The 22,485-nt window shown below is 60.7% G+C and carries 22 protein-coding genes and 1 tRNA gene; 11 read left to right on the top strand and 12 right to left on the bottom strand.

The genetic code is table 11. The features are described from left to right. Window positions 1-84: 84 nt before the first annotated feature. The 4 genes from IE079_RS14985 to IE079_RS14970 all read left to right on the top strand — a co-directional run bounded on the left by IE079_RS14985 (window position 85) and on the right by IE079_RS14970 (window position 3,850). The gene (locus tag IE079_RS14985; RefSeq protein WP_189577601.1) at window positions 85-2,262 is read left to right on the top strand and encodes an AsmA family protein; all 2,178 of its coding nucleotides are present in this window, start codon (window positions 85-87) and stop codon (window positions 2,260-2,262) included. Next, window positions 2,259-3,323 carry an A/G-specific adenine glycosylase gene (gene mutY, locus IE079_RS14980; protein ID WP_189577600.1) on the top strand — a complete coding sequence of 355 codons (1,065 nt, stop codon included), beginning with the start codon at window positions 2,259-2,261 and terminating at the stop codon, window positions 3,321-3,323. Before IE079_RS14985 ends, mutY begins: the two co-directional genes overlap by 4 nt. 58 nt (window positions 3,324-3,381) lie before the next feature. Beyond that, the gene (locus IE079_RS14975) at window positions 3,382-3,654 is read left to right on the top strand and encodes an oxidative damage protection protein (protein WP_189577599.1); all 273 of its coding nucleotides are present in this window, start codon (window positions 3,382-3,384) and stop codon (window positions 3,652-3,654) included. Window positions 3,655-3,774: 120 nt separating this feature from the next. After that, window positions 3,775-3,850: transfer RNA gene (locus tag IE079_RS14970), tRNA-Phe, on the top strand. 61 nt (window positions 3,851-3,911) lie between these two features. On the opposite strand, the gene IE079_RS14965 is transcribed toward IE079_RS14970, so the two are convergent. The 5 genes from IE079_RS14965 to IE079_RS14945 form a co-directional block, all read right to left on the bottom strand. Further along, window positions 3,912-4,364 carry a DUF4124 domain-containing protein gene (locus IE079_RS14965; RefSeq protein ID WP_189577598.1) on the bottom strand — a complete coding sequence of 151 codons (453 nt, stop codon included), beginning with the start codon at window positions 4,362-4,364 and terminating at the stop codon, window positions 3,912-3,914. A gap of 316 nt (window positions 4,365-4,680) precedes the next feature. Continuing rightward, window positions 4,681-4,836, bottom strand: coding sequence for a hypothetical protein (locus IE079_RS14960; RefSeq protein ID WP_189577597.1), 156 nt, complete (start codon window positions 4,834-4,836; stop codon window positions 4,681-4,683). Between the two features lie 166 nt (window positions 4,837-5,002). Next, a complete protein-coding gene (locus IE079_RS14955) occupies window positions 5,003-6,196 on the bottom strand; it encodes a multidrug effflux MFS transporter (protein WP_189577596.1) in 1,194 nt (397 codons plus the stop codon). 161 nt (window positions 6,197-6,357) lie between these two features. Continuing rightward, window positions 6,358-6,747: a diacylglycerol kinase gene (locus IE079_RS14950; RefSeq protein WP_189577595.1), complete on the bottom strand. Its 390-nt coding sequence runs from the start codon at window positions 6,745-6,747 to the stop codon at window positions 6,358-6,360. Window positions 6,748-6,824: 77 nt separating this feature from the next. Further along, a complete protein-coding gene (locus IE079_RS14945) occupies window positions 6,825-7,466 on the bottom strand; it encodes a hypothetical protein (RefSeq protein ID WP_189577594.1) in 642 nt (213 codons plus the stop codon). 258 nt (window positions 7,467-7,724) lie between these two features. On the opposite strand from IE079_RS14945, the gene IE079_RS14940 reads away from it, so the two are divergent. Both IE079_RS14940 and IE079_RS14935 read left to right on the top strand, forming a co-directional pair. Next, entirely contained in the window at window positions 7,725-8,606 is an 882-nt protein-coding gene (locus IE079_RS14940; protein WP_189577593.1) for a hypothetical protein, read from the top strand. A gap of 46 nt (window positions 8,607-8,652) precedes the next feature. Then, complete coding sequence (locus tag IE079_RS14935) at window positions 8,653-9,744, top strand: alpha/beta hydrolase (RefSeq protein ID WP_189577592.1); 1,092 nt, start codon at window positions 8,653-8,655, stop codon at window positions 9,742-9,744. Between the two features lie 268 nt (window positions 9,745-10,012). Here IE079_RS14935 and IE079_RS14930 read toward each other — a convergent pair whose 3' ends face one another. The 5 genes from IE079_RS14930 to IE079_RS14910 form a co-directional block, all read right to left on the bottom strand. Continuing rightward, on the bottom strand, window positions 10,013-10,516 hold the full coding sequence (locus tag IE079_RS14930; protein WP_189577591.1) for a hypothetical protein: 504 nt from the start codon (window positions 10,514-10,516) through the stop codon (window positions 10,013-10,015). Window positions 10,517-10,518: 2 nt separating this feature from the next. Continuing rightward, window positions 10,519-10,824, bottom strand: a complete 306-nt coding sequence (locus IE079_RS14925; protein WP_189577590.1) for an ElaB/YgaM/YqjD family protein — start codon at window positions 10,822-10,824, stop codon at window positions 10,519-10,521. Between the two features lie 122 nt (window positions 10,825-10,946). Then, window positions 10,947-12,155, bottom strand: coding sequence for a glycolate oxidase subunit GlcF (gene glcF, locus IE079_RS14920; protein WP_189577589.1), 1,209 nt, complete (start codon window positions 12,153-12,155; stop codon window positions 10,947-10,949). A 2-nt stretch (window positions 12,156-12,157) separates the two neighbouring features. Beyond that, entirely contained in the window at window positions 12,158-13,234 is a 1,077-nt protein-coding gene (gene glcE / locus IE079_RS14915) for a glycolate oxidase subunit GlcE (RefSeq protein WP_189577588.1), read from the bottom strand. Continuing rightward, the gene (locus IE079_RS14910; protein WP_189577587.1) at window positions 13,227-14,765 is read right to left on the bottom strand and encodes an FAD-linked oxidase C-terminal domain-containing protein; all 1,539 of its coding nucleotides are present in this window, start codon (window positions 14,763-14,765) and stop codon (window positions 13,227-13,229) included. Before IE079_RS14910 ends, glcE begins: the two co-directional genes overlap by 8 nt. 245 nt (window positions 14,766-15,010) lie before the next feature. On the opposite strand from IE079_RS14910, the gene IE079_RS14905 reads away from it, so the two are divergent. From IE079_RS14905 to astE, 5 genes are all read left to right on the top strand, one after another. Beyond that, complete coding sequence (locus IE079_RS14905; RefSeq protein WP_189577586.1) at window positions 15,011-15,781, top strand: ABC transporter ATP-binding protein; 771 nt, start codon at window positions 15,011-15,013, stop codon at window positions 15,779-15,781. A gap of 54 nt (window positions 15,782-15,835) precedes the next feature. Next, window positions 15,836-16,591 (top strand): transporter substrate-binding domain-containing protein, encoded by a 756-nt coding sequence (locus tag IE079_RS14900; protein WP_189577585.1) that lies wholly within the window; start codon window positions 15,836-15,838, stop codon window positions 16,589-16,591. A gap of 65 nt (window positions 16,592-16,656) precedes the next feature. After that, window positions 16,657-17,364 (top strand): ABC transporter permease, encoded by a 708-nt coding sequence (locus tag IE079_RS14895; RefSeq protein WP_189577584.1) that lies wholly within the window; start codon window positions 16,657-16,659, stop codon window positions 17,362-17,364. Window position 17,365: 1 nt separating this feature from the next. Then, window positions 17,366-18,088, top strand: coding sequence for an ABC transporter permease (locus IE079_RS14890; protein ID WP_189577583.1), 723 nt, complete (start codon window positions 17,366-17,368; stop codon window positions 18,086-18,088). A gap of 3 nt (window positions 18,089-18,091) precedes the next feature. Further along, the gene (gene astE, locus IE079_RS14885) at window positions 18,092-19,111 is read left to right on the top strand and encodes a succinylglutamate desuccinylase (protein ID WP_189577582.1); all 1,020 of its coding nucleotides are present in this window, start codon (window positions 18,092-18,094) and stop codon (window positions 19,109-19,111) included. 9 nt (window positions 19,112-19,120) lie between these two features. On the opposite strand, the gene astB is transcribed toward astE, so the two are convergent. Next, the gene (astB, locus tag IE079_RS14880; protein WP_189577581.1) at window positions 19,121-20,503 is read right to left on the bottom strand and encodes an N-succinylarginine dihydrolase; all 1,383 of its coding nucleotides are present in this window, start codon (window positions 20,501-20,503) and stop codon (window positions 19,121-19,123) included. 481 nt (window positions 20,504-20,984) lie between these two features. Further along, a complete protein-coding gene (astD, locus tag IE079_RS14875) occupies window positions 20,985-22,457 on the bottom strand; it encodes a succinylglutamate-semialdehyde dehydrogenase (RefSeq protein WP_189577580.1) in 1,473 nt (490 codons plus the stop codon). Window positions 22,458-22,485: the final 28 nt, after the last annotated feature.

Below are 22,485 nucleotides of genomic sequence, written 5' to 3'. Positions count from 1 at the left end.
TGTGCGTTAGGCTTGGATAGTAGGCTGGCCGAGCAGGCACCGCCTCTTTCGGAAAAGGTTGTAACCTGAAAGGACCCTCTTGTCATGAAAGCTGTTCGCTACGTTATTTTCACCGTAATCGGCCTGATCGTTCTGGCGGCGGCTGCTGTCGCGATCGCCATCTTCGCGATTGATCCGAACACCTACAAACCGCAAATTGAACGGGTAGTCGAACAGAAGACAAACCTGGACCTCGAGTTGTCCGGTGACATCAGCTGGTCCATCTTCCCCCTCGGGCTGGAGCTGAATGAGGTGGAAGCAACTCTCGAGGGCGAGCGCTTTGTCGCCCTCCGACAGCTGGTCGCCCGGGTCGACTTCTGGTCGCTGATCAGCATGTCGCCGCAGGTGCATACCTTTGTGCTCGATGGACTTGATGCCCGCCTTGTCGTGTCCGAGGACGGTACCGGCAACTGGACCCGCATCCTGCCCGAAGGGGAGACGCCGACAGCCGATGACGCGGCCGAGCAGCAGACTGACGAAGACGGTGAGCCTGCCAGCGATGTGCTCGCCTTTGCCGTGGAGGAAGTCCGGATCACCGATGCCAGTGTGCAGTATGAGGATCAGGCCACCGGGCAGTCCATTGTGCTCCAGAACTTCCGCGTACTGGCCAGCCAGATTGCTCTGGGCTCCGAGTTCCCGCTGGAGGTGGGCTTCCTGGTGAACACCAGTCAGCCAAACATGGGTGTGGACGGCGATATCACCATGCGCCTGACCGCTAACGAGGCCCTCAACCAGTTCGCCGTCAGTGGGCTGGATGCCAAGTTCGGGCTATCAGGCGAACCCTTTGACGACAAAACCATTCAGGCCCGCATTAATGGTAGTGCAACCGCCAACCTTGAAAACGAGACTGCCAGCCTGGAAGACTTCCGGGCCACACTGGCCAACCTGGAGATCACCACCAACCTGAACGTGGAAGGTTTCGGTGCGCAACCCCAGGTCTCCGGCAACCTTGAAGTGGCAGAGTTTTCACTACGGGAGCTGATGAGCACCCTGGGGGCGGAAGAAATCCAGACCACCGATCCGGAGGTGCTCAACAGCCTGTCGCTGAGCACCAAGCTGACCGGTCCGGCCGGTGTGGCAGAGTTGTCCGAACTGAAGATGGTGCTGGATGACACCACATTCACCGGCGGAGCGCGGTACAACATCGAGAGCGGCGCCTTCTCCTTCCAGCTTGATGGCGATGCACTGAATGCCGACCGCTATCTGCCGCCGCCCGCAGAGGAAGGCAGCCAGGAATCCTCCGGCGATGCACCGGCAACGGCTGGCGCAGAGGGCGACCTTCTGCCCCTGGAGACGTTGCGCGGCCTCGATCTGGACATCGATCTGGGTCTGGGCGAGCTGATTATCAGCAACCTGACCATCACCAACATCAATACGGCCATTGATGCGTCCGGTGGACAGTTAAGCCTCAGTAATTTCAGCGGCAACCTTTACGGCGGCGGCTTCCAGTCCGACGTCAATATCGACGCACGTTCCGACGACCCCACCTGGCGCCTGCAAGCCCGGGTTTCCGATGTCGAAACCCAGCCCCTGCTGCAGGACCTGGCGGAACTGGACATGCTGGCCGGTGCCGCAAACGTCAATATCAACGCCAACACCCGGGGCAACCGTATCTCGATACTGCGCGAGAGCGCCGACGGCGAAGTCACCTTCAACCTGGCGGAAGGCCAGTTCACCCGCATGAACCTTACGCGCATGGCCTGCCGGGGAATTGCACTGGTCAATCAGGAGGAGTTGACAACCGACGACTGGGGGCAGACAACGCCGTTCAACGACATGCAGGGCACCCTCGACATCAACGGCAACACCCTGAACAACACCAGCCTGGTGGCAGCTCTGGCCGGCATGCGCCTGGAAGGCAATGGCACCGTGGACATGGCCGCCTCTGAAATCGACTACGAGGCTGGCCTGCGCATCGTCGGCGAGATCCATCGCGATGAAGCCTGCCGGGTGACGGAATACGTGGAGAATGTCGTTATTCCCGTGGAATGCCGGGGCAATTTTGCCGAGGATCCTGCGGGAATCTGCTCCTTCGATGGCTCCCGCTTCCGCGACACGCTCAAGGACATTGCCGCAAACGCAGCCCGCGCCAAGGTGCAGGAAGAAACCGACCGTGCACGTGAGAGGGTTGAAGAGAAGGCCCGCGAGAAAATCGATGAACGCCTGCAGGGAGAAGACGGCGACAAGGTGAAGGACGCCCTTCGCGGCCTGCTCAACCGATGAGCGACCGCTTCGCCGACCGTCTTCTGCAATGGTACGACCGTCACGGCAGGCATGACCTGCCGTGGCACCAGGATCGTTCACCCTACCGTGTCTGGGTTTCGGAGATCATGCTTCAGCAGACCCAGGTGACGACCGTCATCCCCTATTTCCGGGCCTTCATGGAGCGGTTTCCCACCGTCAGGGAGCTGGCGGAAGCGCCGGTGGATGACGTGCTCGGACACTGGTCCGGGCTTGGTTACTACGCCCGGGCACGCAATCTGCAAAAGGCGGCCATCCGGGTGATGGAAGACCATGGCGGCGAATTCCCTCGGCAACAGGATGCCCTGGAATCCCTGCCGGGTATCGGTCGATCGACCGCCGCTGCCATCATCGCCCAGGCATGGGATTGCCGTGCGGCCATTCTCGACGGCAACGTCAAGCGGGTACTGGCGCGCTACCACGCCATCCCCGGCTGGCCGGGACAGACCGCCACGCTGAACGCCTTATGGCAGCGTGCCGAGGAACACACGCCGGATGCACGGGCACGGGACTACACCCAGGCGATCATGGACCTGGGCGCCATGGTCTGCACCCGTAGCCGCCCGGACTGCGAGCATTGCCCGGTCAGGGATGGCTGCACGGCCTATGCCAACGGCGAAATTCACCTCTATCCCGGTCGCAAGCCCAAAAAGGAAAAACCGGAAAAAACCACCTGGATGGTCATCCTGGAAGACCACGACGGCCGTATCCTGCTGGAACGGCGGCCACCCAGCGGCATCTGGGGCGGCTTGTGGAGCCTGCCGGAACTGGACCCGGCCTTTGGCCCCGATGAGCTACAGGATGCCTGCGAACAACAGTTCGGACTCGACTGCAGCGAACCGGACCTGATCAGCGGTTTTCGCCACACCTTCAGCCATTACCATCTGCACATCCAGCCCGCCCGGCTCCATGTTGCGGACACCAACATGGTCCGGGACGACGCCGACCAGCGCTGGCTGCACCGGGAGACCGCTCTCGACCTTGGCCTGCCGGCGCCGATCCGCACGCTACTCAGCAGTCCCGGGCAGGCTGCCCTGCTCTGATCTGTTATCATCCCGGTCAATTGAGACATTCAGGCACCCATACCGCATAGGAGCCCCCATGAGCCGCACCGTTTTCTGCCGCAAGTACCAGAAAGAAATGGAAGGCCTCCAGTTCCCCCCGATGCCCGGCGCGAAAGGCCAGGACATCTACGAGAACATCTCGAAACAGGCCTGGGAGGAATGGCAGGCCCAGCAGACCATGCTGATCAACGAAAAGCACCTGAGCCTGATGGACCCGAACACCCGCAAGTATCTGCAGGCGCAGATGGAACGCTTCTTCAACAACGAGCCGTTCGACAAGGCCGAAGGCTACGTACCCCCGGAGAAATAACGCTGGCTGATCAAGGTTTAACCACACGGAAAGCCCCCGGCAATTTTTTCCGTGGCGGCCTTGACTCAACCACCCTAAACCGGTTTAATAGCGCCCCGTTGCAGAGCAGTACCGCAACTTGCCCGGATAGCTCAGTCGGTAGAGCAACGGATTGAAAATCCGTGTGTCGGTGGTTCGATTCCGCCTCCGGGCACCATCAGATTCAATGACAAAGCCCGCCCTTGTGCGGGCTTTGTTGTTTCAGGCCGGCGGGAAAATCAGTTCCTCAAACACTCGCGGGCTCGCTGACCAAACAGCTCCCTTCGCTCGGCGCGCAGTCGATTGCCCGTGCTGCTGGAATAACCCCCGGCACGCAGCCTGCTGTCGATATGATCAATTCGCTCAACGTAGCGATCACACCGTTCAGCTAACTCCCGGGCCTCTCTTTTCGCAGATGACCGCTGACGCCCGCCCTCATGTGTCTCCTGCTCGGCTTGCCTCGCAGCCTGAGCACGTTCACGCTCCATGGTTTCCATAGAGCTTCTTACCCGGGCATTGCCACTGCTCTCGATTTCGTTATAGCCCTGGAAGCGGAATTGCTGGTGCCGGGCATCTGGTTTGTCTTCATCGTAATGAACCACGCCATTCTCATCGGTCCACTTATAGACCTGGGCAGCAGCGACGGAGGAAAAGCAAATGGCAACGACAATGAAAAACAGCCTGACCGGCATGGGATGCACTCCTTTGCAACTTGTAAATCATGGGGGGTGGTTCACGACATCAGGGATTCCGACCAAGGCCACCTTGTGCGGGCCTTGTTGGTTCTGGTACCCGCTTGCTGGCGCCATAGGCCGGCTTTACCACCAAGTGCCAATGGCAGGACAGCCCTCCAATCAATCAGGAGCAGCTTCGACAATCGGGGGGTGTCGGCGTCGGTCAGAGTGGCAATTTCCCTGTGGCGGCCAGGATCCCTCAATGACCTTTTCCCTGCTTATTGCGCACCCGGTAAGGCCAAGGGCCCACCAAGGATTTCCGTAAGACCACCCTTCAGGCAGCCTTGCGGAAATCCTCGGCCCGGAGCTTCTTGTTCCGCTGGCGCTTATACTTCGTTTTGTCTTCAACCACCCGCATCTGGTATTTCGGGGTTTTCAGTTCCCGTTTGACCGCGCTTTCCTGTGTGGGCATCGCCCGTTTTCTGGCCATGATATTGCCTCCTTCCGGCGTTTTCATGAAATTACTATCGCAGTTTATCAGGTTCTGTTAACTCTGCGGCCCGCTCGGTATAAGGAATATCACAGACGCTGGCAGGCCTGGAGCCACATACCTGAAAGCCCCTGGCGACGACTGGCCAGCAGGGAACACCGTAATATCAGCGCTCCAGCGCCGCCTCACGGGTCACTGCCCCCGGGGCGCCTACAGCCAGCATGACTGCCCCGAGGGAGCAGATAGCCATGATCAGCGTAATGGGTAACAGCGTATCGCCGGCGTAGGTGGCAGACAGGGCACTGATAATACCGGCACCGGTAAACTGGGTAGCCCCCAGCATTGCAGAGGCCGTGCCTCCCAGGTGAGGAAAGTACTCCAGGGCATTGGCCATGTTGTTGGGGATGATCGCCCCCATGCAGCCCACCGCCACAACGATGCAGGCAGCTACCGCCCAGTAGGGGACAGCCAGCCAGGCACAAATAACCAGTGCTACCATGGCCGCAAACTGCGCCAGAACCCCGATACGAAGCAGTAACGTGGAGGAGAAGGTTAACAGCAAGCGGCGGTTCAGCAGATTGAGCAGGGCCATCATGCCGACATTGGCGGCGAACAACGCGGAGAAATGGGCGTTGGAAAGCCCGAACCACTGCTGGTAAATAAACGAAGCGTGGGTGATAAACACCAGCATGGCACTGAAGCACAATACCTGGATGCCCACGAAGCGCATGGTAGTCCGGTGCCTGAGCACCCTACCGTAATTGGTTACCAGACTGCTGACCGGTGTGGTGACAGGCTGGTGAGGCGGTAGCCGACGAAACAGCAGCATCTTCAGAACAATGCCAAGGAATACCGCGTAGCCGGTCAGCATCAGGAAGATGGCATGCCAGTCACCCATTGACAGCAACAGGACCCCGATGGAGGGTGCGGCGGCCGGGGCAATAAACATGATCAGGCCAATGAGCCCGAACAGTCTTGCCGCCTCCTGGCCATTGGTATTGTCGCGCACGATGGCCGGTACCGAGACGGCGCAGAAGGCCCCGCCGATACCCTGGATGACACGCCACAACAACATGTTATCCAGGGTGCTGGCGCGGGCCACCATGAAAGCAGCCACACCGAAAACCAGCAGGCCACCGAGCAGGATAATCTGACGACCATAGCGATCCGACAGAGGGCCACCGACCAGTTGCGCAAGGCCCAGGGCCCCCACATAGGCGCTCAGGGTAAGCCCCACATCCCCAAGTTCCACACCCAGGTTGGCAGCAATATCGGGAAACGCAGGCAGGTAGGCATCCAGGGCAAGCGGCCCCAGAGCGACGGTCATACCAAGTAACAATGCCAGGCGAAAATGCGACAAGGACCACCTCCCAAAAGGTAGACAGCTAACCTTATTCCGCCAAAAAGCGCAATGCCACTTTTTACTTACCAGTTACCCTGAAGCCCTGCTCGCAAGCCGGGTCTGGACACCCTTCCGCGGAGCTGTCGAGAACCCTTGCGCCCAATCTCGGACGCACGATTTCAGATCAGGATGACGCCCCAGCAGACAGCAATGATGACCAGCCCCATGAACTGCGCTGCGCTGCCCATGTCCTTGGCCGATTTGGATAACGGATGCAGCTCCAGGGAAATACGATCCACCACGTGCTCAATGGATGAATTGATCAACTCGATTGTCAGGGACAGCAGCGGCGTGACCATCAGAATGGCACGTTCGGCAGGCGAGACATCCACCCACAGTGCTATTGGCAGGAGCACCATGTTCAACAACGCCAGTTGACGGAATGCCGGCTCGGTGCGGAAAGCAGCCCGAAAGCCTTGCACGGAATAGCCAACCGCATTAATCATGCGGCGAAGGCCGGTACCACCCTTGAGTTCACGAGCTGTTTTGGGGTCAGAAAGGTCAGTCATGGAAAATCTGATCAGAGGGAACAATGCGGCATTATGTCAGGCAAAGTGGGCCCTTGTCCTGCATGTTGCCCGAACGGCTATTGTGTCTGATCGGAGTTCTCCGACTCATCGCTGCCCTCACGCTCCGGCCGGAGCTCAGACTCCACCCACTGCCGGACCTCTGAGCGATCCTTGCGCCGGGTAAGCTGCTCACTGTAGATGTTGCGGGGAAATACCCGGGCCCCCTGGCCACTGTGCTCCAGCACGAAATGACGGCGAACGCCCACCGGCGACCAGCTGGGGCCGTGAATGAAGGCAGCGCGAAGCTCGATATCGGTAATGTCCTCGAACAGGTGCCCGGCTTCGTCATCTTCACTACGGCGCCCCAGCACGATATTGCGGAATGACCCCAGCACCAGGTAACCACCGGGGCTCAGGGGCCCCTGGCGCAGTATCTGATGGATGCTGCGGTCATCCGCGCCAACCCGGCGGTACTCGGTAACGGTCATCACACGCTCTTCTCCTGCCCGGGTGAAGATCACCACCTGGACACATTGCACATGCACCGTTTCCTTTCCCATATTGACCAACAGGCAAAGGGCATCCGGGTTTTCGTTCTGGGCATGGTGGATGACGAGATAGGGACGGTTATTACGCTTGTACTGAATGTAGAAAACCTGAAAATAGATAATCCAGACAATCGCCATTACAGCAGTGCTGATTGGCCCAATGTAGTCCATATCCCCTCTCGACAAGGCTTCAGATGCCAGAATAATGTCAGACGCCAGCCTGAAACATTACCATACCGGCGTCCAGGTTAACTGGCCAGATAGCAGCAACTTCACGCGGGGGGGGCTGTCAGGTTGACACCAATTCATGACCTCACTGACGACACAGCGTTTGCACCCCCTTCGAATCTCCTGCAAGCGTTTCCATACGGGTGGCTCCGGGTTAACATCTGACCTCGTCAAAATTATCGACACCACATCGGATACACCATGAAGACTTGTCTACGAATTCTCCCGGCCACGCTTTTGCTGTCACTGTTGCTGAGCGGCTGCAGTGGCCCGGAAACACCCCAGGAAGTGACCCGGGAATTCTGGTCCGCAGTGATGGAAGGCGACGCACAAAAAGCCGCAGAACTCTCCACCCTGGTTGACGAGAGCGGCTTCGACGCTTATACGCTGAACTGGGAAGGCGCGGAGGTCAGCTGGGGCCGGGTAACGATGGATGACCAGGAGGCCAGCATAGAGACCGTATTCAGCGACCTGCCCGAACTGAACGGGGAAAATCTGGAGACCACCACCCATCTGGTCCGCATCAACGAACAGTGGCAGGTGGACTATCACCAGACCGGTGATGACATTGCCACCGACGCCCGGATTGGCGGCCTCATGGGCAGCGTCCTGGAGCTGGGCGAGAGGCTTCGTTCACGCCTGGCCGACGAGTCGGACAGGGCCAGTCAGGAACTCGATCGCCTGGTGGATGAGCTGTCTGCCTATTCCGAGCAAACCCGCGAGGACATGTCCGCCCTGATCGAGCAGTACGGTGAGAACCTGAAGCAACGCATGGACAAGCTGTCTCGGTCCCTGGACGAAGCGCTGGAGCAGAACCCGTCCGCCAGCAAGGAGGAGCGCAGCACCCTTGAGCAGGCCCGGAAAGACCTGCAGCGCCAGCAGCAGGCGCTCGACGAGGACGAACCCGATTCTATCGCCGAAGTCAGCAAGGAACTGGCCCGTATCCAACAGCAGTTATCGGACCTGTCCGGCCAGACTTTCGAGCATCTCAGGGACCAGCTTCAGCGGTGGTCCCGTGAGCTGAACCGGGAGCTGGAGCAGCTGAATCAGGAAGCCCGCATGAATGAACAGCACAGCATCTGACGGGCTGGTGTCTCGCCCGGGTAGTTTATAAAAACAGGAGCCATACTTGACGTTCAGGATCACCCTCACCACTTTACTGATGCTTCCTGGTTTGTTCGGCGGCACGGCTCTTGCGACCAGCATCCCGCCGGTCGACCTGACGGTATCCGGCCAGGCCTCCCCGGAACTGCTTGCCGATTTCCGCCAGGCCCTCGAACGCATGGCGCAGCGCCAGCCCGAGGACAACCAGAGCCCGGCAGCGTCAGATACGCGCATTGATCTGGACCAGTTCTGGAAGGTCGAGCGGGACATCTCCTACACCCTGAGCCAGGAAAGCCCCCGGCAACAGCTCAATATTGTCTATCCGTTCGAGGGAGAGCCGCCTTACCGGACCATCGTCCATTTCCACGGGGGCGACTGGCGATCCGGCAGCAGGCAATCCGCCGCCAGCGCACCGGTCTACTGGGCTATTTACCAGGGCTATGCACTGGTCGATGTGGGCTACCGCCTGGCTGACGAGGCCCGGTGGCCCGCCCAGCTCCATGACGCCAAGGCTGCCATCCGCTATCTGCGGGCCAATGCCGATCAGTACGAGCTGGATACCGGGCGTATCGTGGCCATGGGTGGCAGTGCCTCCGGTGGCCATCTGGCGCAGATGCTGGCTGCCACCAACGGCGATGCCGTGGCGGAAGATCCGGACATGGGATATGGCGAGCATTCATCGGACATTCAGGGCGTGGTGTCCCGGGCCGGCGTGTCCGACATTACCGCCATGCCGCCACCGGGACGTCCGGCTGCTGACGCCCTCATGGGTTACCCGGCCTATCAGAGCAAAGTGGCCCGGGAAGCCAGCCCGGTGGCGCAGGTCCATAATCAATTCCCGCCGATATTGCTGCTACACGGTACCAATGACCGAGTGGTGCCTTTTGCCCAGTCCGCCCGCATGGCCATCCGGGTCAATGCCGTTACCGGCCACCCCCGGGCAAGGCTGAGGCTGGTGGTGGATGCCGGGCACAGGGACCAGGCACTCGCCACACCGGCGGTAATGACGCAAACGCTCGATTTCGTGGATGAGATCCTGTTCCCGGAAGACGACAATCCGCACCGTTCCTCGTTCTATCCGGGCATTCAGACAATCGGCAATGAGGGAAGCCGTTGACGGCAGGGCTACCCTAAGATGCGCTCGAGGCTGAAGGGAAGCTGATCACAGACTGCAAACCTGACCAGTGTTGAAAGATTATTATCTACCTACTCACGTTTTTTTGATCTATGCTGCAGTTATTGTCGAATATCAAAAACAACAAAGGAAAGGTGTATGAATATGGTTAAACGTCGCGATATGGTTATCCCCGCCTGGATCATGATCCTGACCGGATCAGGTGCCTTTCTCTATTGCGCCTACGCCGGCCTGCTGTCCAGCTGACAGCTCAGGGCTCGCCACCTGCCGGATTCCCACTTGCTGCCTCATCATTGGCAGCTTCTTCAGGTCCGACTTCACCGCTATCAGCCTGCGCCTGCTTCATGTAGGCCATGCCACTCCTGAGCACCATGGCACGGAAGCGAGGATCGGCCTGACCGAAAACCCCCAGGGCAAAGGCGCCTAATGCGGCCTCCAGCGGATTTTCGCGGATGGTGTTTTCCAGGCGCTCGCTCATTGTGGGGCTCTTGGCACCGCCTTCTTCCTTCGGCATTGCCCGCGCACTGATCAGCCGCCAGAAGAACAGGCCCAGCAAGACAAAACAGATGGCGCCGGAAATCCCCAGCGCCCCGGCCTGCCCCACCAACGGCGTCAGAGCTGCCGTAGCGGCCCATAGCAGCAGGACAAGACCGGCAATAAGCAAGGACGACAGCAAGGCAAACGCCAACAAGGCCCCGATCAGGGCGGCGACGGCCTTGCGTGCAATCCCTTCAGCTTCCTGTTTCGAGAACATGATTACCGGTCAAGCAACTTGCCAACCACCAGTCCCGCCAGGAACAGGATAATAACCGTGAGGAACGGACGCTCGGCAATACGCTCCTCCGCTTCGTTCACGGCTTTCTCGCCAGCGCCACGGGCGTAATCCATGGCTTCCTGGCTTTCACGGCGAATTTCATCACGGAAGCTGTTGATACTGCTTTTCTGCCCGTCAGCAACGCTCTTGCTGAGCTTGCTGAGATCTTCCCGCAGAGCTTTCAGGTCCGACTTGACCTGTTCGTAATCTTCGTTCGCACTTTTCAGTTCCGGGCTTTGCGTAGCCATGGATCGATCTCCTTGATGGTTGATTCTTGGCTTTTTTAAACACTCACTTTCAAAGTAGCACAGGCTTTCGTCTCTGGCTAAAGTTGGACCCAATCTCACGATCTTGTGTGCCCTCTCCATTGCTACAGATCAAGAAACTCAATCCAGTGTCGCACCGGCACCGGTGACCGGCTTTCCAGATGCAGCTGACAACCCACGTTGGCGGTGGCGATTTCCTCTGGCTCTTCAATAGTCAGCGCCTGCAGCTTGTTGGTCAGCAGGCGCTGACTCAGTTCCGGCTGCAACACCGAATAGGTACCGGCAGACCCACAGCAAAGATGCCCGTCAGTGGTTGCAGCCAGCTTGATACCGGCTTTTTCCATCACCTGCTCCACCACCCCGCTCTGCCCCATGGCGTGCTGCAGCGTGCAGGGGCAATGGAAGGCCACCCGGCCCTTGCGACCGGAAAGCCCCAGGGCCCCCAGGTCCTGTTTCAGCAGGAACGCACCCAGGTCCATGCTCAGCTCACTGACCCGACGGGCCTTGTCGGCATAGTCGGCGTCGTCCCTGAGCAGATGCCCGTAATCCTGCACCATGGCGCCGCAGCCCGACGCCGTCATGATGATGGCCTCTGCGCCATTTTCGATAGCGGGCCACCAGGCGTCGATATTGCGGCGCATGTAATCCAGGCCCTGGTCATGATCCCCGAGATGATAGTTCACCGCACCGCAACAGCCCGCAGCGGGCGCTTCCACCATCGTGATGCCCAGACGGTCCAGCACCCGGGCCGCAGCGGCATTGGTGTTGGGTGTTGCCGAGGGCTGTACGCAACCCGCCAGTGCCAGCACCTTTCGCTGGTGACTACGGGCCGGCCAGGGGCTGGCGCGTTTGCGCAGAGGAATCTTGCTTCGCAAGGGTTCAGGCACCAGAGGCCGGCTCAGCTGCCCCAGGTAAAGCAGGGCCGCGAATAACCGGCGGTTGGGCAGCACCCGGATCAGAGCCTGGCGCAGCCACCTCTCCTGCCGCGGCCGCTCCAGTCGCTCTTCCATCAGGCCCCGGCTGATATCCAGCAGCCGACCATACTGGACATCCGCCGGACAGGTGGTTTCACAGGCACGGCAGCTCAGGCACCGGTCCAGGTGCTCGCGGGTTTTTTCAGTGGTCTCCCGGCCTTCCAGGAACATCTTCATCAGGTAGATGCGCCCGCGGGGCCCATCGCGCTCGTCGCCCAGCTCCTGATAGGTGGGGCAGGTAGCGGTACAGAAGCCGCAATGGACGCAACTGCGCAGGATGGCCTCGGCTTCCAGACCTTCCGGTTGTGCGGCAAATTCCTGAACAAGATTGGTTTGCATATTTACAACCAGGTATACAGATGTTGGGGGTTGAAGATGCCTTCGGGGTCAAAGGACGCTTTCAGCCGTTTCTGGATGGTCCGCAACGGTGCCGGTTGCGGGTGCATCACCTCGCCACTGCGATCGCCGTGACGGAACAGCGCTGCCTGGCCGCCAGCACGGGCGGCCTTTTCCGCCATCACCGACAGGTTCTCCTGCTGACGACTCCAACGCTGGGCACCGCCCCAGTCAATCAGGGCGTGTTCATCCACGTCCTCCAGAGTCGCGGTCGGGTTGACCGAGAATCGCCATAGCGGCTTCTCACCGTCGAAGAACGGCAACCGCTGGTCACGCAGCTGGCGCCAGAAAATGTCCCCATCGTCCAGCACACCCATATCGCCGCCAGAGTCTGCCCGCCAGCTCTCCGAGGTCGCTTCCACCGCCGGCCGGGAACCGGACAGACGCAGGTACAACTGCCCCTGGTACCAGCACGCAGCCGACAGCGGTTTGGACTGGCCGGCCAGACGGTTCATCAGGGCGAGTGCGTGCTGATGATCCATGGGCTGAATCAGGGTTTGCTCCATGGCCGGCCGTGGCATCACTTTCAGGGAAATCTCGGTAATCGCGCCCAGGGTACCCAGGGCGCCGGCCTGCAGGCGAGAGGCGTCGTACCCGGCCACATTCTTCATCACCTGACCACCGAACCGGAGGTGTTCACCGCGACCGTTGATCAGCCGCAGCCCCAGTACATGGTCCCGCACGGAGCCCTGCCAGGGGCGGCCCGGCCCCGAGAGGTTTGCGGCCAGGGCACCGCCTATGGTGTCAGAACTGCCGAAACGTGGCGGCTCAAAGGCCAGCCGCTGGCCCTGTTCCGCCAGGGCCGCGTCGATATCATCGAGCCGGGTGCCGGCCCGCACCGTCAGCACCAGTTCCACCGGTTCATAGCTGACAATTCCGGCATGGCCTACCAGTTCCAGGGGCTCCCCCCGAAGACCACGGCCCAGGAAAGGCTTGCTGCCACCGCCGGTGATGGCCAACGGCGTATCAGCTTCCGCCGCCTGCCGCACCTGTTCCACCAGTTGCTGACTGATATCACCCATGGCTGGCCTCCGTATCCGGGGCTGCCGAAGGCTGTCGCAGGGGACCGATCGCCCGGTATTCCTGACACTGCCGCAGGGTGGGCACACCCTTGCCCGGGTTGAGAATGCCCCGGGTGTCGAAGGCCTGCTTGATGGCGTGGAACTGGCTGACCTCCAGGTTGCCGAACTGGTTGGGCATCTGGCGGATCTTTTCCATACCCACCCCGTGCTCGCCGGTGATGCTGCCGCCCACGTCCACGCAGAGGTTGAGGATGTCGCCGCCGAAGGCCTCGGTGCGCTCGAACTCCCCCGGTACATTGGCATCGAACAGGATCAGGGGATGCAGATTGCCGTCGCCGGCATGGAACACGTTTGCCACCCGCAGACCGTAATGGGCCGACATTCTGTCCATCTCGGTCAATACATGGGCCAGCTGGCTGCGGGGAATGGTACCGTCCATGCAGTAATAGTCCGGGGAAATGCGCCCCACGGCGGGGAAGGCGGATTTACGCCCCTTCCACAGCAGGGCCCGCTCTTCCTCGGTGCCGGAGGTACGCACCGAGGTGGCACCCATCGTCCGGAACAGCTCCTCGGCCTGGCGGATATGGTCCTGCACTTCTTCCCGGGTGCCGTCCACCTCGCACAGCAGCAAGGCGGCAGCATCGGTGGGGTAACCGGCGCGGGCAAAATCCTCCGCCGCCTGAATGGCAAAGCCGTCCATCATTTCCAGCCCGCCCGGGATAATGCCCTGTCCGATAATGCCCGCCACGGCGTCACCGGCCTTCTGCACCGAGTCGAAACCCGCCATCACCACCTGGGCCACTTCCGGTTTGGGCAGCAGCTTCACCTGTACCTCGGTGACAATACCCAGCAGCCCCTCAGACCCGGTCATCAGGGCCAGCAGATCCATGCCGCAACTGTCGTAGCCGTCGCTGCCAATGGTCACCCGGTCCCCCTCGGCGGTCACTACCTCAACGCTCAGCAGGTTGTGTACCGTCAGGCCATATTTCAGGCAATGCACACCACCGGAATTTTCAGCCACGTTGCCTCCGATGGTGCAGGCAATCTGGGAGGATGGGTCCGGGCCATAATAGAGACCATGCTTCGCCGCCGCCTCAGTGATGGCCAGGTTACGGACGCCGGGCTGCAGCCTGGCGGAGCGGGCACCAGGATCAATACCCAGAATACGATCAAACTTTGCCAGTGACAGCACCACCCCGCCAGCATGGGGCATGGCCCCGGCGCTGAGGCCGGTCCCCGCCCCGCGGGCCACCACCGGCACCTCGTCGGCATGGCAGATACGCATGATCTGTTGCACCTGCTCAACAGTTTCCGGCAGCAGCACCAGCTGTGGCATTTCGCAGTACATGGAGAGGCCATCGCACTCATAGGGGCGGATCGTCTCTTCATCGCTGATCACGGAGTCCGGGTTCAGAAAACGCCGGAATTTTTTCGCCAGCGCGCTGCGATAAACCGGAGGGAAGTCAACACGACCATCCAGTTTGCCGGGCGCGGGGGTCGCTGAGGTATCTTGTTGTTTTGCTGCTGACATTTTTTGGCCTGCTATCCGTCAGTACATCACCAGCCACCATCATAGGAAAGCCTGCCCGGGATCACCACCAGACTTTGGTTGATCCAGTGTCCCGTTTGGCACTGCGCGGCTATTGATTTTCATCGCCGCAATCCGTAAAAAGTGCGCCTTTCATTAACAAACCGCGCATTTTCTGTTCATGGCGCCGGTCAATTCGTGTATTTTTCAGGCATCACCGAACAGTCACAAACAGCCGGAGCATGGCCATGGCGGACGACGCCCCCCTGATCTGCAGGGACATCCACAAGACCTTCGACCAGAACGAGGTGCTCAAGGGTATCTCCCTGGAAACCCGCAAGGGCGATGTGGTGTCGCTGATCGGCAGCTCCGGGTCCGGCAAGAGTACCTTCCTGCGCTGCGTCAACTTGCTGGAAACACCGACTTCCGGCGACATTATCGTGCATGGCGATCCTATCCGCTTCAAAACGGACCGCAAGGGTGAACGGATTCCCGCCGACAACAAGCAGGTTGAACTGATACGGGCACGCCTTTCCATGGTGTTCCAGAGCTTCAACCTGTGGTCCCATATGACCGTGCTGGAAAATGTTATCGAGGCCCCCGTGCACGTACTGAAAGTGCCCAAAAAGGAGGCAATCGAGCGGGCGGAAGCCTATCTTCACAAGGTGGGCATTCATGAACGCAAGGACTACTATCCGGCCCAGATGTCCGGCGGGCAGCAGCAGCGGGCGGCCATTGCCCGCGCCCTGGCGATGGAGCCGGATGTGATGCTGTTTGACGAACCGACGTCTGCCCTCGATCCTGAACTGGTAGGCGAGGTACTCAAAGTCATGCAGGGCCTGGCCGAGGAAGGGCGGACCATGATCGTGGTTACCCATGAAATGTCTTTCGCCCGGGACGTGTCGTCCCAGGTCCTGTTTTTGCATCAGGGTGTGATCGAAGAACAGGGGTCCCCTGAAAAAGTCTTCGACAACCCGGAGTCGGAGCGCATACGGCAATTTCTTGCGCCCCGGTTCTGAAACCCGGGAACTGCCCCGACAACCTGGAAATCGCAACACACTGGAGAAAAACCGATGAAAAAACTGATTGTTGCAGCGGGATGCGCCCTGGCCATGATGGCCGGAACCGTACAGGCCAAGGACTGGAAAGACATTCGCATTGCTTTCGACGTACCCTACGAGCCCTTCGAATACCGTGACGACGACGGCAACCTGACCGGCTTCGAGGTGGAACTTGCCGAAGCCATGTGCGAGGAACTCGGCGCCAACTGTGAGTTTGTCATCCAGGCCTGGGACGGCATGATTCCGGGTCTGCAGGCGCGCAAGTTCGACGCCATCATGTCCTCCATGTCCATCACCCCGGAGCGCGCCGAACGGGTACTGTTCTCCGAGCCCTACTACAACACCCCCGGTGGCTGGTTCGCCCGTGAGGACTTCGACACCGACGTCACCGACATGGACGCAATGGACGGCAAGACCGTGGGTGTGCAGCGTGGCACCACCATGGACACATACGTAACCGACAACCTCGGTGGCGTGGTGACCATCAAGCGCTATACCACCGCGGATGACATGGTACTGGACCTGGAAGGCCAGCGTCTGGACGTGGTGTTCGTGGACTACCCGGTGGGTGAGCAGACTATCCTGAGCAAGGACGGCTTCAAGGAAGTGGGTGAGCCGGTCAAGCTGGGCCAGGGCGTGGGCGTTGCCATGCGCAAGCGTGACAAGGAGCTGGCCGAAATGGTCAATGAGGCGCTGGCGACTCTCAAGGAAGACGGCACCTACGACGACATCATGGACAAGTACTTCGCCTACGACATCAAGATGTGACCTGAGGGTCCTCGCCGGGCGGCCTGCAACGGAACACCGCAGGTCGCCCCCCACCGGATTGCCCGATGATTGATCTCAAAGGTTACGGCCCCAGACTTGCCGAAGGCGCCGTGGTTACCATTGAACTGGCGCTGCTGTCCCTGTTGCTGGCCCTGGTCCTGGGCCTGCTGAGCGCCTCTGCCAAACTCTCCCGCAATCGCTTCGCCCGCGGCCTGGCCAGCACCTACACCACGGTGGTGCGCGGTGTGCCCGACCTGGTGATGATGATGCTGCTGTATTACGGCGGCCAGGTCCTGGTCAACCGGATTTCCGACTGGCTTTATGAGAATTACAGCATTGACTGGTTTGTTCAGTTCGACCCGTTCATTTCCGGTGTGCTGACCATCGGCCTGATCTTCGGTGCCTATATGGCGGAAACCTTTCGCGGTGCCTTCCTGGCGGTGGAGACCGGACAGATCGAGGCCGCCCGGGCCTATGGCTTCACCAAATGGCATACCTTTCGCCGTGTGATGGTGCCGCAAATGATGCGCCACGCACTGCCCGGTATTGGCAACAACTGGCAGGTGCTGCTGAAAACCACGGCGCTGGTGTCCATTATTGGGCTGACCGACATGGTGCGGGTGGCGGAGGAAGCCGCCAAGGCGGAACGGTCGCCGTTTCTGTTCTTTATTCCAGTGGCCGCCGTGTACCTGGCCCTGACTGCCGTGTCGGAACTGTTCATCAAATGGCTGGACCGACGTGCCAACGTCGGTGTGGTCCAGGGGGAAGGCTGATATGCCGGAGTTCATCACCGCCTGGCTCGAAGGCAACGACGTCTTCAATGCCATGACGTTTCTGGACTACTGGCAGGGGCTGGTCAATACGGTCCAACTGGTCTTCCTGTCTCTGATTATCGGCCTGGTTGTCGCTATCCCCCTGGCCATTCTCCGCAACAGCCCACACTGGTGGATCAACAAACCGATATGGCTCTATACCTACCTGTTCCGGGGCACCCCACTGCTGATCCAGCTGTACATCATCTACTACGGCATCGCGCAGGTGCCCGGTATCCAGGATACCTTCTGGTGGAACATCTTCCGGGAGCCCTTCTACCCGGCCCTGCTGGCGTTCACCCTGAACACCGCCGCCTACACCACGGAAATCTTCCGGGGCGCCATTGCGGCCACCCCCCAGGGAGAAATTGAAGCCGCCAAGGCCTATGGCATGAGCTGGTTCCTGCGCCTGCGCCGGATCGTGCTGCCCAGCGCGGCCCGCCGCGCCGTGCAGGCCTACGCCAACGAGGTGATCTTCATGCTCCACGCCAGCGCCATTGCCAGCGTGGTGACCATTGTGGATCTGACCGGTGCCGCGCGGAACATCTACTCCCGGCATTACGCCCCCTTCGAGGCGTTCATCGGCGTGGCACTGATCTACATGGCCCTCACCTTCCTGCTGGTATTCGCCTTCCGCAAGCTGGAGAACCACCTGCTCAGGCACCAGCAGCCGGCCGGAGGCTGACCAGTGCTCCCGGCGCAGACACTGTTCGACGGCCACGGGGACTGGCTTGCCCATACCCTGACCCTTGGCGGGCAGTCCTGCCCTGAACTCCCGTTGGCCCTGGCAGCGGGCGGCCAGCTGCAGCGACTGGACACTGGCTTGCTGCACTACCAGCCTGACCATGATGCGACCGACGCGCCGGCACTGATTCTGTCCGCCGGCATCCACGGTAACGAAACCGCTCCCATAGAACTGCTGAATGACCTGGTTGACGACATAGTGAACGGCCGCCTCCAGCCCGCCATTCCATTGCTGCTGATACTGGGCAACCCGCCCGCCATAATCGCGGCAGAGCGTTTCACGGACCACAACCTGAACCGGCTGTTCTGTGGCGCCTGGCAAGCGTATCCGGACTGCTACGAAACCCGGCGCGCCGCACAACTGGAGGCCGTCTGCCGCGCCTTTCGCAAACAGCACCAGGGGCCGCTGCGGCACTACGACCTGCACACCGCCATCCGGCCATCCCGGCGGGAGAAGTTTGCCCTGTACCCCTTCGTGGAGGATCGCCAGCCACCGGACCCGGAACTGGCCTTCCTGACAGAGGCGGGCATTGGCACCCTGCTGCTACAACACGGGCATGGCACCACCTTCTCATCTTTCACTGCGGAGCAACTCGATGCGGAAAGCTTCACCCTGGAGCTGGGCAAGGTGCACCCCTTTGGTCAGAACGACCTGAGCCGGATCGCAGGCCTGGAGTCAGCCCTGACCAGGGTAATCCGCAACGAGCCAGCGCCCCGGGTAACGGGCGACCAGCCGCCGGAGATCTTTGAGGTAGTCCATGAAATCCTGAATACCGGCGACCACTTCCGGTTCCATATCGCCGACGATGTGGCCAACTTTACCGAGTATCCGCCAGGCTCGCTGATCTGGGAAGACGACACCACCGGGTACCGCGTCGGCCCCGAGCCCGAAGCGATTGTCTTTCCCAACCCCAGGGTTCCTGTGGGGCATCGTGTTGGGCTGATGGTCAGGAGAAAGCCCTGATCAGCATTGCTACACCCCGTGCTGAAAATCGTAAATCGTCCCCAGCCCCAGAATCCCGGTCAACTCATCCAGCGCATGCCGGCTCTCCTGCAGTAAGGCCGGATCCGCCAGGTCCGCAACGGAAAGCTCCTCGCGATAGTGCCCCTGCACCCAGGCCACCAGACGCTCGTAAAGCTCGTCGGTGAGCAGCACGCCCTGATTCATGGCCGCCAGGGCATCTTCGGTCAGCGCCACCCGCAACCGCAGACAGGCCGGGCCGCCGCCATTGCGCATGGACTGGCGCAGGTCAAAGGTTTCAATGCTGGCAATGGCGTTGTCAGCCGCCAATACCTCATCCAGATACCGGCTCACTGACGGCACCTCCCGGCATTCCGCCGGCACTACCAGCAACATGCCACCATCCACCGACAGTAGCTGGCTGTTGAACAGATAAGACGATACCGCATCGGCCAGCGGCACCTGACCGGAGGTTACGCGGATGATCTCGAGGGGCGTATCCCCCAGTTTTTCCTGTAATTCCGCCATCAGGGGCTCCTCATTGAGGAATGCCTCCTCGTGGTAGAACAGCAGGTTCTCGTTGCCCACCGCAATCACATCGTTGTGAAACACCCCGGCATCAATGGCCACCGGATTCTGCTGGGCAAACGCCACCCGCGCCGGCTTCAGGCCATGCAGGCGGGCCACCGCCTGTGACGCCTCCAGCGTCTGCCGCGCGGGATAGCGCCGCGGCCTTGCCGCCCGGCTGTCGAATGCCATCTGCCCATAGACAAACAGCTCCACTCCGGGCTTGCCATGCTGCCCACACAGGCGTGTGTGATTCGCCGCCCCCTCGTCACCAAACTGGGGCACCGACGGTAACGGCGGATGGTGGGCGAACCAGGCATCATCGCTGAAAATCGACCGCAGGATACGTGACGTTTCCGCCCCCTCCAGGGACCGGTGAAAACTGGAGCCCAGATTGGCTGCGGTAAAATGCACCCGATGATCCGGCGTATCCGCCGCTGGCGACACCGTGGCGGCATTCGCGGTCCACATGGACGACGCCGAACTCACCGCCGACAACAGCTCGGGCGACTCCTTCGCGACCTGTGCCAGTATCGCCTTATCGGTGCCACCAAAGCCCAGGCGCCGCAGGGTCGGCATGTGCGGCCGCTCCTGGGGTGGCATCACACCCTGCAACAAACCCCGGTCCGCCAGCGCTTTCATCTTGGCCAGCCCCTGCAGCGCCGCCTCTTTCGGATTGGATACCTGGTTGGCATTGGCATCGGACGCCAGGTTGCCCCGGGCCAGACCCGCGTAGTTGTGGGTGGGGCCCACCAGGCCATCCAGGTTCATTTCCCGGCAGATGCCGGGATGGGGGGGCTCGTTTGGGGATGGGTTGTAGGTGTCCATAATGATCTCGCATATCAGGAAGCAAGCTACGAGCTCAAGCGAATTTCCCACTCGCTCCCAGTGGGATAGAGTCTACGCCAGTCTTGCAGCATACATTCCCTCTCCCTTGAGGGGAGAGGGCCAGGGTGAGGGTGGAGCAGGAAACTCTGAAGTCCCACCGCTTTCACCCTCACCCCAACCCCTCTCCCCTCAAGGGAGAGGGGCTAAAATCGCGGAGCCCTCGACTTATGCAGGCTACTCAATCGCGTAGGGCAGAGCGATCCGGGGGAAGCTTTCGGGACCTTCAAAAACAGGGGTGGAACGCGTAAGCGTTTCACGGGCTGGCCAGGGATGGCCAACCCTGGACCTTTAATGCGACGCAGGAGCAATCAGCATTAAAGGTTTTTGAAGAGCCTCCATGGATGGATTCACGGCGTGTCCCGAAAGCTTTCACCGGATTGATCTGCCTCCCCCCAAGTCCCGCAGGCTCGCGACCAATCACTTAAACCTTCAACCCAGGCGCCAGTTCCTCAGGCAAAGACATTTTCTCAGACTCCAATGAAGCCATAGGCCACGCACAGTAGTCAGCTGCGTAGTAGGCACTGGGCCGGTGGTTCCCGGAATCGCCGACACCTCCGAAGGGCGCCGCACTGCTGGCCCCGGTCAAAGGCCGGTTCCAGTTCACGATGCCGGCACGGGCCTCTTCCAGCAGGCGGTCATAAAGCTCCCGCCGATCGGTCAGAATCCCCGCCGCCAGACCAAAGCGGGTGTCATTGGCCAGCGCCAGCGCCTCATCGAAATCGTTATACCGGTACACACTCAGCAACGGCCCGAAATATTCTTCATCCGGCGCTTCCACCCCGGTCAGATCCACAATGCCAGGCGACAATAACCCGGTACCTTCCTCATGGGTCATGTCCAACAGCGACTTGCCACCCGCGGCTCTCAGCTTCTGCCAGGTTTCCATCAGGCGGGTCGCCGCCTGCGGCGAAATCACTGCTCCCATAAACGGCTGCGGGTCCGCATCGTACTGGCCGACGGTGATATTTCCGGCCGCCTGCACCAGTTCCTCCAGAAATGCATCGCCCTTGCGGCCCTTCGGCACCAGCAGCCGCCGGGCACAGGTGCACCGCTGCCCTGCCGACAGGAACGCGGACTGCAGGGCGTGATGAACCGCCGCCCGGGTATCCTTCACATCGTCCACAATCAGCGGATTGTTGCCCCCCATTTCCAGCGCCAGGATCTTGTGAGGCTGGCCGCCGAACTGCTCATGCAGCAGCTGGCCCACCGTGGAACTGCCGGTAAAGAACAGGCCATCGATCTGCTTGTGGCCGGCCAGCGCGCGGCCCGTGTCGGCCCCGCCCTGAATCAGGTTGAGCACCCCGTCCGGCAGACCAGCCCGACTCCAGAGCCGCACTGTCAGTTCCGCCACGCCCGGCGCCAGTTCACTGGGCTTGAAGACCACCGTATTGCCTGCCAGCAACGCCGGCACAATGTGACCATTGGGCAGATGCCCCGGAAAGTTATAGGGGCCAAATACCACAACCACGCCGTGGGGCTTATGGCGCAGTACCGCACGGCCACCGGGCACGTCGCTCTCGCGGAAGCCGGCGCGCTCGTCCCGGGCACGGACGGAGATGTCGATCTTGCCTATCATGGCAGAGACTTCCGTGCGGGACTCCCACAGGGGTTTGCCAGTCTCCCGGCCGATCTGATCGGCCAGTTCCTCACGGTGTTCTTCCAGCAGTTCACCAAAGCGGCGGACGATCGCCTCACGCTCGCCAGCCGATTGCCGGCGCCAGACAGAAAAGGCCTGCCGCGCTTCGGTAACGGCTGCGTCCACATCATCCATTCCGCCACCGCTGCCCTGCCAGACGGTGTCGCCCGTAACCGGGTGCAACGACTCCAGCTCGTCACCATGGCCTTCAGCCCAAAGGCCGTTTATAAACAGTTCACCGGTTAGAGTCAGGCTCAAGGAATACCTCCTGGGATCGAGAAGTTGG

This window comes from Marinobacter zhanjiangensis, from assembly GCF_014651935.1.
GTDB classification, from domain to species: Bacteria; Pseudomonadota; Gammaproteobacteria; order Pseudomonadales; family Oleiphilaceae; genus Marinobacter; species Marinobacter zhanjiangensis.
Note: the sequence above shows the minus strand (reverse complement) of the source record. Positions and strands in the feature narration are given on the sequence as shown.